This is a genomic window from Enterococcus ureasiticus, assembly GCF_001730285.1.
GTDB lineage: Bacteria > Bacillota > Bacilli > Lactobacillales > Enterococcaceae > Enterococcus_L > Enterococcus_L ureasiticus.
This window is the reverse complement of the sequence record NZ_MIJZ01000015.1, coordinates 1-16264: the sequence shown is the minus strand read 5'-3', so window position 1 is coordinate 16264 and position 16264 is coordinate 1. Positions and strand designations below refer to the sequence as shown.

Sequence of the window (16264 nt, the reverse complement as noted above, 5' to 3'; positions counted from 1 at the left end):
CGAAAGTAAGAGAGGTTTTCCCTCAAAAAAGAGTAAAGGAGCTATTATCATGATCAAAATCAGTCAAGCAAAAATGGATGCCCTGAATCGTTTATCTAATGAAAAAGGGTTGATCGAAGCGTTGGCAATCGATCAGCGAGGTTCTTTAAAAAAAATGATTGCAGATGCCAGTACGATGGCTACAGGAGAAGAAATTGTCGACTTTAAAAAAGTAGCCTCTAAAGAGTTAACTCCCTATGCTTCAGCGATTTTACTTGATCCAGAATATGGTTTACCAGCAACCAAGGTACGGGATAAGAATTGCGGATTATTATTAGCTTATGAAAAAACTGGGTACGATGCTTCAACACCAGGTAGAATGCCAGATTTATTAGAAGAATGGTCAGTATCACGTTTGAAAGAAGCTGGAGCCGATGCAATCAAGTTCCTACTATATTATGATCCAGATGAACCTGTGGCAATCAATAAGTTAAAGCATGTTTTTGTCGAGCGTTTAGGCAGTGAATGTTTAGGAGAGGATATTCCGCTCTTTGTTGAGATCGTGACGTATGATTCTGAGATTACGGATGCGAGCTCTGCGGCGTTTGCCAGAGTTAAACCACACAAAGTTTTGGAATCAATGATCGAATTTTCTAAGCCGCACTATCATATCGATGTTTTAAAAATGGAAGTACCCGTCAATATGAATTATGTGGAAGGTTTTGCTGAAAATGAAATCGTTTATAGTAAAAAAGAAGCTTTAGGCTATTTTAAAAAGCAAAGCGAATTGACTGAACTACCCTTTATCTTCCTAAGTGCAGGTGTTTCAACAAAATTATTCCAAGAAACATTGGAATTTGCAAAAGAAGCTGGCTCTAAGTTTAGCGGTGTCTTATGTGGACGTGCAACTTGGCGTGAAGGAGTCAAACCATTTTCAGCAAAAGGTGAAGCCGCTGGTCGTGATTGGTTTGCCACACAAGGAAAAGAGAATATTGAAACATTGAATGAAATCGTTGATCGTTGTGGAACATCTTGGCGCTCAAAGGTTGAGGTTGGATAAAAAATACCTGAAATAAATCGATTCCTGATTTATTTCAGGTTTTTTAGTAAAGAAAGGATTAAAAAAGAAAGAGAAAATAAAATTTTTTTCTATGTATTGCGGATAAACTTTCATTAAACTATAATCTAGTAAGTGGCTTATCGTCAAAATAGATAAGCAATGAGTTAGAGAGGATCCTGAACGATGAAAATAGGTATTCCAAAAGAAATAAAAAATGGCGAAAATCGTGTAGCTTTACCGGCTTCTGGGGTTTTAGATCTTATTAAGCACGGTCACGAAGTCTTTGTTGAAACCAATGCTGGATTAGGTGCTTCGATTCATGATGAAGAATATGTTGCTGTTGGCGCAACAATTGTAGCATCAGCTAAAGAAGCGTGGGGACAAGAATTAGTTTTAAAAGTAAAAGAACCATTAAAAGAAGAGTATCAATACTTAAGAGAAGATTTGACACTATTCACATATCTTCATTTAGCAGCCAATAAACCGTTAACTGAAGAATTAATGAAGAAAAAAACGAAAACAATTGCTTACGAAAGCGTTCAATTAGCCAATGGGGAATTACCATTGTTAGCACCAATGAGTGAAATTGCTGGACGTTTGGCAGCTCAGATCGGCGCTCAATTTTTAGAAAAAGTTCCAGAGGGAAAAGGGATTCTATTAGGCGGCGTTCCAGGGGTTAAAAAAGGCAAAGTAACGATCATCGGCGGTGGGATTTCTGGCTGTAATGCGGCGAAGATTGCGCTAGGGCTTGGTGCAGATGTTACGATTTTAGATGTCAATATCAAAAAACTCCAAGAGATCGATAATCAGTTTAATGGAGCAATCAAAACGCTTGTCTCTAATCATTTCAATATTCAAGAAGCAGTGAAAGATGCGGATCTAGTCATCGGAGCAGTCTTGATTCCAGGACGCAAAGCACCAGTATTAGTCACAAAAGAAATGGTCGTGTCTATGCCGGAACATTCCGTAATCATTGATATTGCTATCGATCAAGGCGGGATTTTTGAAACAATCGATGAAGTGACGACACACGAACATCCAACTTACGTTAAACTTGGTGTGATCCATTACGCGGTTGCCAATATGCCAGGAGCCGTTCCGCAAACGGCCACATTTGCCTTAGCTAATGCGACTTTACAATATGTATTAGAATTAGCGAACAAAGGATTTGAACGTGCTGTAGAACAAAATCCGGCGTTACTTTCAGGCATTAATACATTGAATGGTGCAATGACCAATCATGCTGTTGCGACTGATTTGAATTTGCCATATTCTTCAGTATCATCTGTTTTATAACTAGTTGAATTTATTAGGAGGGGACGCATCCCAATGACAAAAAAAGAATCGTTACATTTAATTGAACGTCTATCGAACGCATCTGGTGTTTCTGGATTTGAAGATGATGTAGTAGCAATCGCTAAAGAATTCTCAGCACCTTTTGCTGAAGTTAGTGAAGATCATATTCGAAATGTTTACATGAAAGTTGGGAAACACAAAGCGGATAAACCAACAATCGTGTTTGATGCTCATAGTGATGAAGTGGGTTTTATCGTTCAAGCTATAAAACCAAATGGTACATTGCGCTTTCTGCCTTTAGGCGGTTGGGTGCCAAATACAGTACCAGCACATCGCGTACGAATCAAAACAGCCAACGGTAATGAAATTCCTGGCATTATTGCTAGCAAACCACCGCACTTTATGACGGATGCTGAACGCAAAGAAGTCCAAACAATCGATGATATGGTGATTGATGTAGGCTGTACCAGCGTCGAAGAGGTTGTAGAGAAACTAAACATTGCAATCGGTGATCCAGTGATTCCAGATGTGACCTTTGAATACCTTGAAGCGACTGACGTGATGCTGGGCAAAGCGTTTGATTGTCGTATTGGTTGTGCGTGTTTACTTGAAACACTGAAAGAATTGTCTGAAAAGGAATCGGAATTCAATCTGATTGGTACGATGACAGCACAAGAAGAAGTCGGTGAACGTGGTGCGACAGTAGCGATGAATAATATCAAACCAGATTTAGCTATCGTGTTTGAAGGCTGTCCGGCAGATGATACATTTTCAGAAGAATACATGATTCAATCTGGCTTAAAACGTGGTCCGATGCTTAGAAACTTTGATGTTTCGATGATTACTAATCCGCGTTTCCAGCGGTTTGCCAAAGAAACAGCCGAAAAATATGGTTTACCAATGCAAAGTTCAGTTAGAAAAGGCGGAGGTACTAATGGCGCTATCATCAATTTGACGAACAAAGGTGTACCGGCCATTGTAATTGGCGTGCCAGTCCGTTATGCACATACCCATTATGGCTATGTTGCATACGAAGATTACCAAGCAGCACATCAACTGGCCGTCGCTATCGTAAACGACTTAACGAAAGCCAAAATCGACAGCTTTTAATGATAGAAAAGAAAATAGGGGGGAATTAAAAAATGAACATGAAAAAATGGGCATTAACGACAGTAGCCGCAGGATTACTAGTAGTATCACTTGCTGCATGCGGGTCAGGAAGTAAGAAAGACGAATCAACTGGGGATAAAAAACAAGTATTGACCGTTATTGAAAATGCTGAACTGCCAACAATGGATATATCTCAAGCGACAGATGTTGTTAGTTTTTCAGCAATCAGTCAAGTAATGGAAGGCTTATATGAATTTGCTGATGATAGCACTTCAGCACCAGCGATTGCAAAAGAAGTTGTTACACCTACAAATGATGGGAAAACATACACAATCAACTTACGTGAGGACGCAAAATGGAGCAATGGCGATCCAGTCACAGCAAATGATTTTGTCTATTCATGGAAACGTACGGTTGACCCGAAAACAGGTTCAGAATATGCGTATTTATTTGATGGCTTTGAAAACTACAAAGCAATTTCTAAAGGTGAAAAACCAGCAGCTGATTTAGGTGTTAAGGCAGTTGATGATCACACATTGGAAATTAACTTAGAATACCCAATTCCATACTTATCTTCTCTTTTAGCAAAACCAACATTCTATCCATTGAATGAAAAATTTGTTGAAGAAAAAGGGAAAGAATATGGAACAAACAGCGATAACATGATCTACAACGGCGCTTTTACTCTTTCTGACTGGGATGGTACAAGCATTACCTGGAAATATCTGAAAAATGATCAATTCAGAGCAGCAGACAAAGTGAAATTAGATGAAGTCGATGTTCAAGTAAGTAAAGAAATCGGCACAAATGTGAACTTGTTTAAAGCAGGCGATACGGATATTGCACCAATTAAAGGTGAATATGTTGATCAAGAACTAGATAATCCAGAATTAGTAAAACGTATTTATCCATCCACTTCATACTTGCAATACAATACTGAAAACAAAGTATTTGCGAATAAAAATGCTAGAAATGCGATTACAAAACTAATCAACTCAGATCAAATCGCTAAAAATATTCTAAAAGATGGTTCAATGGCAATTGAAACGTTTGTACCAAAAGGAATCGCTAACCAAGAAACTGGGAAAGATTTCGCTGAAGAAGCAGGCCAATTAATGAAGACCGATGTTGAAGGCGGTAAAAAATTATGGGAAGATGCTAAGAAGGAATTAGGTGTTGACTCAGCCGAAGTAACATTGTTAACGTCAGATATCGATACAGCTAAAAAAATGGCGGAGTACATTCAAGGATTATTAACAGAAAACCTAAAAGGATTAAAAGTAACAATCTCAAGCGTACCGTTTAAAAACCGTTTAGACCAAATGAGTAAAGGCGATTTTGATGTTGTTTTAGCTGGTTGGGCAGCAACATATGCTGATCCATATGACTTCCTACAATTGTTTAGAACAGGTGGAGAACAAAACTATGGTAAATTCAGCAATGAAGAATACGATAAATTACTAACAGAATCAGCAACAACCTATGCCACTGAAAATGAAAAACGTTGGAATACCTTGTTGGATGCTCAAAAAGTATTGATGGACAACTCACCAGTGACACCACTTTACCAAGCATCAGAAGCCTTCTTGGTAAATGATCGTGTCGAAGGGTTGGTTTATCGTGCAATTGGTGCTCCTTATTATAAGAATGTATCTTTAAAATAAAGAATTGATAAAATGTTGAAAAGTCAGTGTAAGGCTGCTTTTCAACATTTTTTTCTGTTCGTATTCTAGAATGTATAATTTAAGTGCAACACTAAAAATTTAAGGGGAAAAAAACCTGTTATAAATGGTGTTGACGAATTATATCGACTAGGAGGTATTCAGCTATGACTTCATACACACACCTTACTATACGTGAGCGGGAAATGATCTTTCTCTATCATGGTTTTGGATTTACTATTCATAGAATTGGGCGCTTAATCAAAAGAAGCTCGTCAACTGTTATTAGGGAACTTAAAAGAATACTGCAAAGTTTAGAGTATATTCTCCTTCTCTAGCACAAAAATCGTATCATAAGAACAAGCAGAAATGTGGTAGAAAGAGAATCTTGGATCAGTCACCTTACAGAGAAATCATTCGTAAATTACTTTTTGAACACCAATGGTCTCCAGAACAGATAGCGAATAGAATTAACTTAGAGAATAAAGAATCTATTATCAGTTATCCTACTATTTATCGCTCTATTTACGATGGTCTATTTGATCAGGGGTGCCCTGGAGCTCGAAAAATGTTAAGACGAAGAGGAAGAAAATCAGGGAATAAAAGAATCGGTGATCGTCGTGGGCGCTTTACTGATGTAAAAACAATTCACGAACGTCCTTCAAAAGCCGAAACTAGAGAAGAACTTGGACACTGGGAAGCAGCACTGGGTTGGGGCACAGTGGAAAGTCCTGCTTAGTAACACTAGTTGATCGGAAATCTCGATTTTTACTAGCTGGTAGGATTCCTAAAAATGATTCCATCTGCGTAAGAGATAGGATTGTAAAATTATTATCTCCCCTAAGCAAGAAACAACGTAAAACGATTACACCAGATAGAGGACCAGAATTTGCAAAGTACAAGTATTTCAGTAGATTGTGCGGTATTGATTGCTATTTTGCAGATCCTTGGTCTCCATGGCAACGTGGAACAAATGAAAATACAAATGGATTGATACGTGAATACTTACCAAAGCGTACAGATATGACACCCGTCTCAGAAGAATATATTGAATCAGTCATTGATAAACTAAATAATCGTCCTAGAAAATGTCTAAGTTGGAAAACCCCTTATGAAACCTTTTATGAAAAAACTTCAAGTTTGACTTAAAGATTATGAAGAAAAAGAGAACATTGTTATGTGCATATCCTCTAATAGATGCTACTTTTATCTGACAATAATTTATAACATTCATTTGTGAAGAAATATTTCTATAAAGCTTTCCTAATTGCGTTGGCTAAACCTTTAGGATTTTCCCAGGACATTGAATGACCTGCTTTACTAACAGTATCGATTCTAACATTATTATTTTTTAATATATCGATGTCGGGATCATCTAAATTATATTCCCCAAATATATATGTTTTAGGACAATCAAGTGAGTACAGAATAGTTCTCCAAGAAGGAAATTGACCTGAAACTACTGATTTTGAAATTTGATATGCTGCTTGTGGCAGCCATAAAGAAAAACTTGAAACCCATATTTCGTTAGAGCTTTGAAGGTTTTCCATAATAATATTTTTAAAACCTGTATTGACAAACTCATTTAAAGTCATTGAAGCTATTTTTTTTGTAACAAAACCACCTCCACTATCAAGGTTTGCTTCTGTTAAAATTATATTTTCTATCTCCCCTTTATATAGTGAAGCTACTGTTAGTGCGACAGCACCACCTATACTATGACCAAAAAGAATGATTTTTTCTAATCTCAATACTTTAATAAACTCTATCAAATAAAGAGCATGGTTTTCAATTGTGTAATCAAATTTGTTCGGTTTATCACTAAATCCTGCACCAAGCAAGTCAATTATAATTCGTCTATGACCACATAGTTCAGGCTGTGCCGCAACTTCTGGATAATCTAATGATCCAGCACAACCTAGTCCATGGATAAAAAGGATTGGAGTTTTTTCTCCCGGAAAATCATGATATCTTATTTTGTGTTGTCCATTTACTACTTCTAATTCTTTCATGTGTACCTCCCATATTCCAATTAATCTGAAGAATTTTAGTCTTAGTATAACATATAATCATTAGTGCTTTTTAATAACGTTGCACTTAATTAGACAACTCTAGTTGACAAAAAAAGAACGTATGTTTGTATATTGGTTTTAGAAATAAAAAAGGACAGGTGAATAAATATGATAGATCATTTTTCAATAAATGTAAGCGATATCGACAAAAGTAAACGATTTTACAAAGAGGTCTTAGCACCATTAGGAAACGAAATGAAGTTGGATTTTGGTAAGAGCGTTAGTTTTGGCGAGAAAGAGATTATCAGCGGAGATCCTGCGGGTAGTTTTTGGATAACAGAAGGTGAGCCAAAACTCATTCATTTTGCGTTTAGTGCTGCCTCAAAAGAAGAGGTTGAAGCATTCTATAATGCTGGACTAAAAGCTGGTGGAACCGATAATGGTAAACCTGGAATCAGGCCAGATTATGGTGCTCACTACTATGCGGCATTTATTCTTGATCCAGATGGCTATAATATTGAAGCAGTCTATCATGGTGCGTAGTTAAAATAAATCACAACAAATTGATGCATTCTCTGAAAGAAAGCTTTATACTAAGAAATAATGATATATTTTCTGGAGGAGAAAGATGAATAATAACGATATACTGATCCGTTTACGTTACGCATTAGATATTAAAGATACAGATATGATCAAGATTTTTAAACTGGGTGATTTAGAGGTCACAAGGGAAGAGCTACGAGTTTTACTAACAAAGCAAAATGAAGAAGATGAACTTCCACGTGATGCCGTTTGTGATAATCGTACCTTAGAGGCCTTCTTGAACGGCTTGATCACGTATAAAAGAGGCAAAGCACCTGTGAAAAATGGTGTAGCACCTAAGCCAACATTCTTGATCTCGAATCAAAGCACTGTCAATAATGTTTTGCTTAAGAAAGTAAAGATTGCGTTAACTCTGACAAGTGACGATATGCTCGATGTTTTGAGACTGGCGGGCGTTTATGCTTCGGAGAGTGAACTAAGTGCAATCTTAAGAAAAGAAGGACACCGAAATTACATGGAATGTGGTGACCGCTATGCAAGAAATTTCCTGAAGGGTTTAGCAATCAAGTATCGGGAACAATGAATCAAGTAATGAAGTAAAAATACAATTTACTATCAGGATGAAACTAGGCTAAATCAGACTAGTTTTGTCCTTTTTCTGACTAAGGGAGGAAGCAACTTGAAGAAAATCGAACGAATACTGGCAATCATCGTGCTACTTTTAGAAAATGAGATTGTTTCAACTGCTCAATTGGCTCAACGTTTTGAAGTGACCAAAAGAACCATTTTTAGAGATATCGAAACGATTGAATTAGCTGGTTTTCCGATTATTTCTCATCCTGGTCGGAAGGGTGGTTTCTCACTAGTGGATTCTTTTAAATTGCGAACATATACTTATAGTGGAGAAGAAAAGCAAGATATCCTTAATGCGTTAAATATCAAAGAAGGTTTATTCGGAATTTCGGATCAGCAAAACACAATCAAAGAGAAAATTACATTGATACAACAGAAAAACAATCAAAAAGGCCAACTGAAAAAACAATTTTCATTTGAGTCACCGACCATGCATCGGCTAGAAATTGAAGTTGAAACGAAAAGAAAAATCAATTACATCAATCTTTCTCTGAAACAAAATCGAAAAGTAATAATTGATTATGTAGACAATAAAGGTGATCATACTCAAAGAACGATCCATCCATATGAATTAATGTTGATGAATGGCAGTTGGTATATCTATTCTTATTGTGAGGAACGAGATGCCTTTAGATATTTTAAAGTCACGCGCATTTGTCAACTTATGATTCAGGAGATGACATTTGAACCTGTTGAATACTCTAATGCAAGACTCATTGAACCTGATGAAGACGTGATCCAATTACGTTTTAAAAAAGAAGATTTAGGAAAACTATATGATTATTACACGGAAGATGAAATTGAAGTAGGAGAGAATCATGTAGATGTAAGAGTTTATGCAAATCAGCAAAAAACGATCATTCCCTTTTTGTTGATGTTTGGTAATGGTGTAAAAGTGATAGCACCAGAAAAATTGAAAGAGCGACATAAACAAGAAATAATCAAATTAAACGAAACATATTAAAGAAGAGGGATTTCACTTACCTATTTCCTTGCTTTAAATGTAAGCTGTATTCTATATGCAAAAATCGAGATACTGAGCTGAAATTAAGTAAGGAAGCGATAAGAAATACTAGGAGTAAATGTAAGGAATAAAAAGTAGGCTCTACAGTTTTTAGGAATCGATTTCTAATAACTGTAGAGCCTTTTTCTAATGCTTTTTTATATAATTTTTATATTTAAATACTTTATTATCATTATTGTATAAAGAAATTTGTGGAAAGTAATAATAAAATTCATATGAATTGTTGCATAATTATTTTTGTTAGAATAATTTATTTTATAAAATAATACAAAAGGCTGTTTCAAGACTACATATAGCTAGTTTTTGATAATTCTAGACTAAAAAAAACATATCTTGTTTTTCGATAAAACAAGATATGTTTGTGAATGTTTTTAAATTAATTTGATATCTAAATCTATTCTATTGGTTTGTTAATGATAAATCAATAGTGAAATCAAGAAAAAAGCAATATATTTTTTTCAATTTTTAATAGAAAAACAGAAAAAAATGAGAATTTCGAAGAAATACTTTACTTGTTTGAAATAAATTTAATGAAAAGTGGATCTGCGGTTATTTTTAATCGCCGTCAGATTCGCCGTCAATAATATAGGAAGGAATTGATTTTTTTGGCTAAAGGTGAAAATATTTATAAACGCAAAGATGGACGCTGGGAAGGTCGATACCCAAAAGCAAGAAAAATAGATGGAAGCATTCATTATGGGTACATTTATGCTCGTTCATATCGTGCAGTGAAAGAGCAGTTACTTGATAAAAAAGTTCAGAAAACACTTGTTTACACTGGAGCTGTCAAAGAATTTCACGGAACATTTGGGGAGTGGGCTAATCTTTGGCTAACAGAGATTATGGCTCCGAATTTGAAAGAAAGCACGTATGCCAGTTATAGTCATAAGCTTCAATTATATGTTTTACCAAGTTTAGAGAAGCGTCCTCTAAAAAAAATCACAGCTTCTGATATGGATAAACTAGTTAAAGGTTTAGCCCAAACATTATCTGCTAGTTCTGTTCATATTGTTTTTCGTATCACAAAAAATTGTTTTGAAGCTGCCAAAGAGCGAGGTTATATCTATTTAAATCCCTGTGAACGTACAGCTTTGCCCAAAATAAATAAACAAAAAGTTCAAGCATTGACACGCACGCAGCAAAAAGCAGTAGAAGCTGAAAGTCTGAAAAGTATCAAAGGATTGCCTATTTTATTAGCGTTAGAGACAGGTATGCGTATTGGAGAAATCTGTGCATTAAAATGGGAGGATATTGATTTTGAGTCCTCTGTGTTAACAGTCCAACGAACAAAACAACGAATCGCTTTACCAAGTTCTTCAGGTCAACGAACAAAAATTATTGAAACGCCACCGAAGACTGTCAATGCGAACCGGATTATTCCGCTTACCAAAAAAATTAAAACAGCTCTACTACATTGGAAAAAACAAGCTATCTCTACTTATGTTGTAACGAGTGAAGGACATTCGATTGAACCTCGTACAATCAGCTATCGATTTGAACGTGTCAAGAAAAAATTGGGATTGATCAATGTGTCTTTTCATGCCTTGCGCCATACATTTGCAACTCGTTGTGTGGAATTAGGCGTTAACATTGCTGCAATCAGTTCTTTATTAGGGCATTCTTCTATCAAACTGACTTTAGATACGTATACGAATTCGTTCTTAGACGAACAAAGAGTAGCGATTGATAAATTAGCATTTATATAATGACTTTCAAAAAAAATGCTAAGAAAATCGCTTTCTTTTTCTTGTTAATTTTATAACATCTGTTATTTTCAGATTTTATATTTTCTATGTTTTTAAATATAAGCCCTTTAAAAGCAAAAAGAGCTTTTTTTATTTTTTATCCGCCGTCAAATTCGCCGTCAACAGAAATTTTAAAACCTTACAAATAAAGAAAAATTATCCCTTTTTCTTGTTTTATCGAAAAACAAGATGTATTTTAGCGGACTATACACAGTTTTAAACAGTATAAAAACTATTCTAAAATACTGCAAATATATTGACTAAATTAGAAAAAATTAATGAAACATAGAATATGGAGGAGAGAAAGGATATGTACAATATTGGGGTTATTTCTTCAAATAGAGAATTGGCTGATAACACATACATAGAAGCATTAAAAGAAACAAAGTGTATTGTCCATCATCTGAAGGATCAACAGACATGGAACATCACTGAAGATGGATTGGATGCATTGATCATTGAAGACGAAGAAAATCAGATGAGTATAATTTGTGAATCTATAATAAAAATCCGCGAACAAAGCTCTGCATTATTGTGGGTGTTGTCTAAAGATACAGATAAATCTACAAGAATTGTCTATATGAAATTAGGTGCGGATGGAATTATCAATGCATCGATTGATTCAGATGAACTTTCCTTGTTTATACAAGGGAATTTGAAGCGTTATTCTGAAAAACAACAAAATACACTCAAATCTCACGAACATCCAGCACTTCAAGAACCTGTTTTGGCTAAAAATAAGATTAAGCTTATCCCATCTAATTTCAGTGTCTTGCTAAACGGTAATCGGGAAGTGAGCTTAACTAAGCTTGAATTTAGAACAATCGAATTGTTAAGTCAGCATGCAGGAGAGGCTTTAGCATATGAAGAAATTTATAAGAATGTCTGGAGTGGTGAAGACGAAGATAAGCAATATCGAGTGGCAAATATTATTTATCATTTACGCAGAAAACTTGATGGAGGCAACACAACGAGAGAGTACATCAAAACAGTTCGTTCGAAAGGTTATATGCTGAATAATTAATAAGAATGTGCTACACGAAAATACTGATAACTGTTTTCATTTTTTCTCTGTAATCGTTTATCCAATTAATGAATCGCGTAGAGCAGAGAAACTTGAAATAGATGTGTCTAAACATACGGCACACCGATTTTTGAGGAAAGGAGGAAAAATATTGAAAGTTTTGAAAAAAAGTTCTTTCGTTGCTGTTTTAATAACTCTATTCAGTGTAATGAGCTTTTTAGTTTTAAATAATCAAACGAAAATAAAAGCTTCTGACAAAGATGGCAGTTCATATGTTTTAGAAAAGAAGTCAGAAACTAAAAATCAAGTTGAGTTTGATTTAAAAGTGAAAGATCCCCAAAAGAGCACGATCATATTATCTTTAGATAACTCTGACCAACGTATTTTATATGCGGAAAACATTCTCGATCATCTTCCAGAAGAGGTCGCAAACAAATTGGAGATCACAGATGATACGGAAAATCAGGTCACAATTACTTTTAAAGAAACACTTGGTAGCTATACATTACCAATAATGTTTAAAGCATCGGAATATAATAAAACAATATCCAATACGCTTAAAGTAATAAGTGAAGAAAAAGTAGTTTCTAAAGCTAGTTTTGATTTGAACTATCAAAAAGAAGTGATTGAAACACCAGTTATGGTCAAAGGTGACGTGAAAGAGCAGGCGAGAGGGTTTAGAAGTGCAGTATCTGTTAATAATTGGGATACATTTAAAGCGGCTTTAGCGAATACTGCAGTTGATGTGATCAATGTTGATGCTGATATTACAAGGACAGCTACAAATGCAGCTTCTGCTCCTGGAACATTGTCCAGAGATTTAACGATCAATGGGAACAATCATAAAATCGATTTTGGTGCCAATAATGGTAACGTAACTTTAGGTGCCACTTCCGTAAATAAATTAGTGGTGAATGATGCAACGATAACTAAACAAGGAGCAACTTCGATTTTTTATTCGTCCTCAGCTTCCGCTATTTGGGATGTGACATTCAATAATGTTAGTACACCAGAAAATAATGTTCCAGGTGTAATCGAGGCCACGAATAGCACGTTAAGATTAGCTGGTGAAAATAACTTTTACGCTACAAATAATACGGTCACGATTTTACATGTTTATTCAAGTGATGGTGCTAAAAGTAAGATCACGACGAACCAATCAAGCAACACTCTAACGGTTTGGGCAGTGGGTATAAATGATGGAAATCGTGGTGGCGGAACGATTAATTTAGATAATGCCACCTTAGTAGCACATTCCACTGGTTCTTCTGCTATTCGCTTACGTTATGGAGGTAATAAATTTAATGTGACCAATCACTCAAAATTAACAGCGATTACTGATACAACAGGTGGCGATGCAGCGACTGTACGTTTTTCAACGAATAATCCAAATAATGAGTTTAATATTTCAGATAACTCAGAGATCGACATTCAACATTTAGCCGGTGAAGCTCCAGCTTTACGTTTAAATGGAGATGGTTTTATTACGAATGTATCTGGAAAATCAAAATTGAATCTCTACAATAAAGGATCAGGCAGTGCAAGTAATAATTCGAATGAAGCCTTGAACTTACCTGGGAGTAATAATACTTTCACGATTCGTGATAAGGATAGTCAAGTGAACATGATTGCTAATTACGGACCGGCTGTATATGGAAATTCAAATACATCCACAATCGATGCAGGACCAGATACAGAGTTTATCGCTAGAGGAAATACTAGCGGTGAAGCCTATGGTGTATTCAATATGGGAGCTAATGCCAGTGTTCTGATCGATAATCCGATTTATTATGATTTTGCCAATACACGTTCAGGCGGAGCCAACATCTTTAGTTTGAGTGGTGCTGGCGGAAAATTTGTAGCAAATAATACCGATGTCAGTGTTTGGCAAAAAGGGAAAAATGTTTACGTAGATGATCCGTTATACGATTGGACCTTGATTGATTTTACATTAACTGGTTCTAACTTAGCGACAATTGCAAGTACTAGTGATACTGGTTTTAAATCACTATTTGGGCAACCAAATAATTATGCCCGAATGAGTGGGAATAATGCTAGACCGATCGTGGATGACTTAAGAATACCGACGAATGCAGATAAAGCAATTTATGGACACGTTTCAGTTCCGGAAGGGGTCGAAGGTATTCGTGATGCTTGGACAGATGAAGTCGAGGTTGATGTAACTGTAAAAAATGCAGATGGCTCTGTTGCATACACTTTAACTGACGATACAATTGGTTCGCCAGGTCTTGCTCTGTGGGGAGAAACTGCTAAAAATGGGTTGTTTAAAATCAACCTTCCAAACGGTAAATTTCTTGAAACAGGTCAAACGATAGAAGTGACCGGTGCCAGACGTAGAGGTGCGAATAGTCAATCTGGAAAAATGCACGAAAGTTTACCAGAAGATATTCAAACAGGCGTTCAAACGGTTATCGATGTCACTCCGCCCACCCAAACAGGGGAGGCAAACAAATTAAATAATGCCACCAAACAATTATCTGGAACAAGTGACGAAAACGGTGCAAAAGTTTTTGTCAAAGTAAATGGTGAGTGGCTAAAAGGTGCAGATGGTAAAGCAGTATTTACAACTGTTGCTGCAGGGAAATGGACACTTGATTTATCTAGATATTTAGAAAAGACTGATAAAGTAGATGTTTATTTAAAAGATAAAACAGTTATCAGTCCTATGCCGACGTATACATTGCCAGATACCTACACACAAGAACCAGATGGGGTATTTGGAAATATCAATGTAAAAGTGGATGGCTATGATGGAGCAGGAGGTTATCCTGGTTACCATGATGCAGTAAAAAGTGGAACGGATGATAATCGCTTTGATCCAGCTAAAAGACTCATTGTTGAAGATGGGCTTCCGGACAATCCATTAATGGAAAAAACCGTTATTTCTTCTGGTGATAAAACAACGCAAGTCGGCGATATACTAACCTATACACTGACCGCTACTAATGGAAAAAACGCTAGTCTAGATGCTGTTTGGAATAAAGTTACTATAAAAGATACGATTCCAGACGGATTAAAATTTGATCCAGCAACAGCAAACGTGACGATTAATGGTAAAACGGCATCTGAGACGGACTTTACCTATGATGTCGATTCTCGTTTATTGACAGTGAATGTCGGGAATTTGAAGGCGGGAGCTTCTGCGATTGTAACCTTTAAAACAGAAGTTCAGCAATCTGGAGTTGGAAAAGTAATTACTAACATCGGGACAGCAACAGGCTTTTCACCAAGAGAATCTGGGGAATTTATAGAAGGACCCGATGATCCTAACCGAGCACATGATGTATTTTCTAAAGATGCAAAAGTTGATAATCCAGGAGGAAGTGTTTTCGGTATTCTGGAACTTGTTTCAGCGCCCAAAAATATTAATTTTGGAACAACTATCTTTAGTCCAAAAGGAACAAAAATCAATAATCCTTCTTATGAAGGTGGCGATTTAGTCGTGAAAGATAGCCGTGCAGTGCAAGAAACATGGACTTTGAATGCTCGTTTAGAAAAAGAGTTAGCCAAAGTTGATGATCCGAACATCTTTATCCCAAGAGCGATTCGTTATGTACATCAAAATGACGAAATCACGTTAATGGGTGCATCGCAACCAATCATCTCACGTAAAAATGCGAACAGTGATTCTTATAACATCAGCGGTACTTGGTCACCAGAAGGCGATGGCTTCAAATTAAAAGTAGACTCTGGTCAATCGGTAGATGCTGGAAAATATGAAGCAACGATTGTTTGGGAATTAGTCGCAGGACCACCATCAGCAAATCCATAAAAGTAGAGGAGAAAAGTATGACTAAAAAAGTATTATCTATCTTGCTATCTTCTATTATGGGTCTGATGGTAGCCACACAATTTTCAGAAACTGTGAATGCAACTGAAAACCAAAATGGAGGACAAGTAACAACTGAAGGAATCATTACGTTTTACGAAGACTCGACTGAGCCGACAACAGAACCAACGACTGCATCGACAACAGAGCCGTCAAAACCAACGCCGTCTAGCCCATCAGAACCTAAGGTCACAAAACCTGTTGGAAGATATCCATCCACGGGTGAAATTATCAAAGGCTCAATTGGGATTGGCGGAATTGTGCTAGTAGCTATTGCACTGTTTCTTTTCTTTAAGAAACGTAAAAAAGAGCAGGAGGCAGATAAAT

General features: G+C 36.2%; 12 protein-coding genes and 1 pseudogene. 12 read left to right on the top strand and 1 reads right to left on the bottom strand.

Features of this window, described 5'->3' with window-relative positions; genetic code table 11:
- The first annotated feature begins 49 nt into the window (after positions 1–49).
- The 5 genes and pseudogenes from lacD to BCR21_RS16690 all read left to right on the top strand — a co-directional run bounded on the left by lacD (position 50) and on the right by BCR21_RS16690 (position 6255).
- A complete protein-coding gene (gene lacD / locus BCR21_RS12720; RefSeq protein WP_069646844.1) occupies positions 50–1039 on the top strand; it encodes a tagatose-bisphosphate aldolase in 990 nt (329 codons plus the stop codon).
- Positions 1040–1222: 183 nt separating this feature from the next.
- On the top strand, positions 1223–2335 hold the full coding sequence (gene ald / locus BCR21_RS12715; RefSeq protein ID WP_069646843.1) for an alanine dehydrogenase: 1113 nt from the start codon (positions 1223–1225) through the stop codon (positions 2333–2335).
- 33 nt (positions 2336–2368) lie between these two features.
- Complete coding sequence (locus tag BCR21_RS12710) at positions 2369–3445, top strand: M42 family metallopeptidase (protein WP_069646842.1); 1077 nt, start codon at positions 2369–2371, stop codon at positions 3443–3445.
- A gap of 32 nt (positions 3446–3477) precedes the next feature.
- Entirely contained in the window at positions 3478–5109 is a 1632-nt protein-coding gene (locus tag BCR21_RS12705) for a peptide ABC transporter substrate-binding protein (RefSeq protein ID WP_084013311.1), read from the top strand.
- A gap of 164 nt (positions 5110–5273) precedes the next feature.
- Positions 5274–6255, top strand: a pseudogene (locus BCR21_RS16690) (IS30 family transposase).
- Between the two features lie 101 nt (positions 6256–6356).
- Here BCR21_RS16690 and BCR21_RS12695 read toward each other — a convergent pair.
- Entirely contained in the window at positions 6357–7118 is a 762-nt protein-coding gene (locus BCR21_RS12695) for an alpha/beta fold hydrolase (RefSeq protein ID WP_069646841.1), read from the bottom strand.
- A 168-nt stretch (positions 7119–7286) separates the two neighbouring features.
- On the opposite strand from BCR21_RS12695, the gene BCR21_RS12690 reads away from it, so the two are divergent.
- The 7 genes from BCR21_RS12690 to BCR21_RS12660 all read left to right on the top strand — a co-directional run.
- Positions 7287–7661 (top strand): VOC family protein, encoded by a 375-nt coding sequence (locus BCR21_RS12690; RefSeq protein ID WP_069646840.1) that lies wholly within the window; start codon positions 7287–7289, stop codon positions 7659–7661.
- A gap of 85 nt (positions 7662–7746) precedes the next feature.
- Positions 7747–8244, top strand: a complete 498-nt coding sequence (locus tag BCR21_RS12685; protein ID WP_069646839.1) for a YehS family protein — start codon at positions 7747–7749, stop codon at positions 8242–8244.
- Between the two features lie 96 nt (positions 8245–8340).
- A complete protein-coding gene (locus tag BCR21_RS12680; protein ID WP_069646838.1) occupies positions 8341–9258 on the top strand; it encodes a helix-turn-helix transcriptional regulator in 918 nt (305 codons plus the stop codon).
- A 665-nt stretch (positions 9259–9923) separates the two neighbouring features.
- Positions 9924–11024 carry a tyrosine-type recombinase/integrase gene (locus BCR21_RS12675; protein ID WP_069646837.1) on the top strand — a complete coding sequence of 367 codons (1101 nt, stop codon included), beginning with the start codon at positions 9924–9926 and terminating at the stop codon, positions 11022–11024.
- 349 nt (positions 11025–11373) lie between these two features.
- Positions 11374–12087, top strand: coding sequence for a winged helix-turn-helix domain-containing protein (locus tag BCR21_RS12670; protein ID WP_069646836.1), 714 nt, complete (start codon positions 11374–11376; stop codon positions 12085–12087).
- 151 nt (positions 12088–12238) lie between these two features.
- The gene (locus BCR21_RS12665) at positions 12239–15880 is read left to right on the top strand and encodes a pectate lyase-like adhesive domain-containing protein (protein WP_069646835.1); all 3642 of its coding nucleotides are present in this window, start codon (positions 12239–12241) and stop codon (positions 15878–15880) included.
- Between the two features lie 17 nt (positions 15881–15897).
- The coding region (locus BCR21_RS12660; protein ID WP_069646834.1) for an LPXTG cell wall anchor domain-containing protein at positions 15898–16264 on the top strand (367 nt) is incomplete at its 3' end.

Bases quoted from the DNA above. Each gene is read 5' to 3' on its own strand.
- lacD (WP_069646844.1), top strand. From the start codon at position 50: ATGATCAAAATCAGTCAAGCAAAAATGGATGCCCTGAATCGTTTATCT.
- ald (WP_069646843.1), top strand. From the start codon at position 1,223: ATGAAAATAGGTATTCCAAAAGAAATAAAAAATGGCGAAAATCGTGTA.
- BCR21_RS12710 (WP_069646842.1), top strand. From the start codon at position 2,369: ATGACAAAAAAAGAATCGTTACATTTAATTGAACGTCTATCGAACGCA.
- BCR21_RS12705 (WP_084013311.1), top strand. From the start codon at position 3,478: ATGAACATGAAAAAATGGGCATTAACGACAGTAGCCGCAGGATTACTA.
- BCR21_RS12695 (WP_069646841.1), bottom strand. From the start codon at position 7,118: ATGAAAGAATTAGAAGTAGTAAATGGACAACACAAAATAAGATATCAT.
- BCR21_RS12690 (WP_069646840.1), top strand. From the start codon at position 7,287: ATGATAGATCATTTTTCAATAAATGTAAGCGATATCGACAAAAGTAAA.
- BCR21_RS12685 (WP_069646839.1), top strand. From the start codon at position 7,747: ATGAATAATAACGATATACTGATCCGTTTACGTTACGCATTAGATATT.
- BCR21_RS12670 (WP_069646836.1), top strand. From the start codon at position 11,374: ATGTACAATATTGGGGTTATTTCTTCAAATAGAGAATTGGCTGATAAC.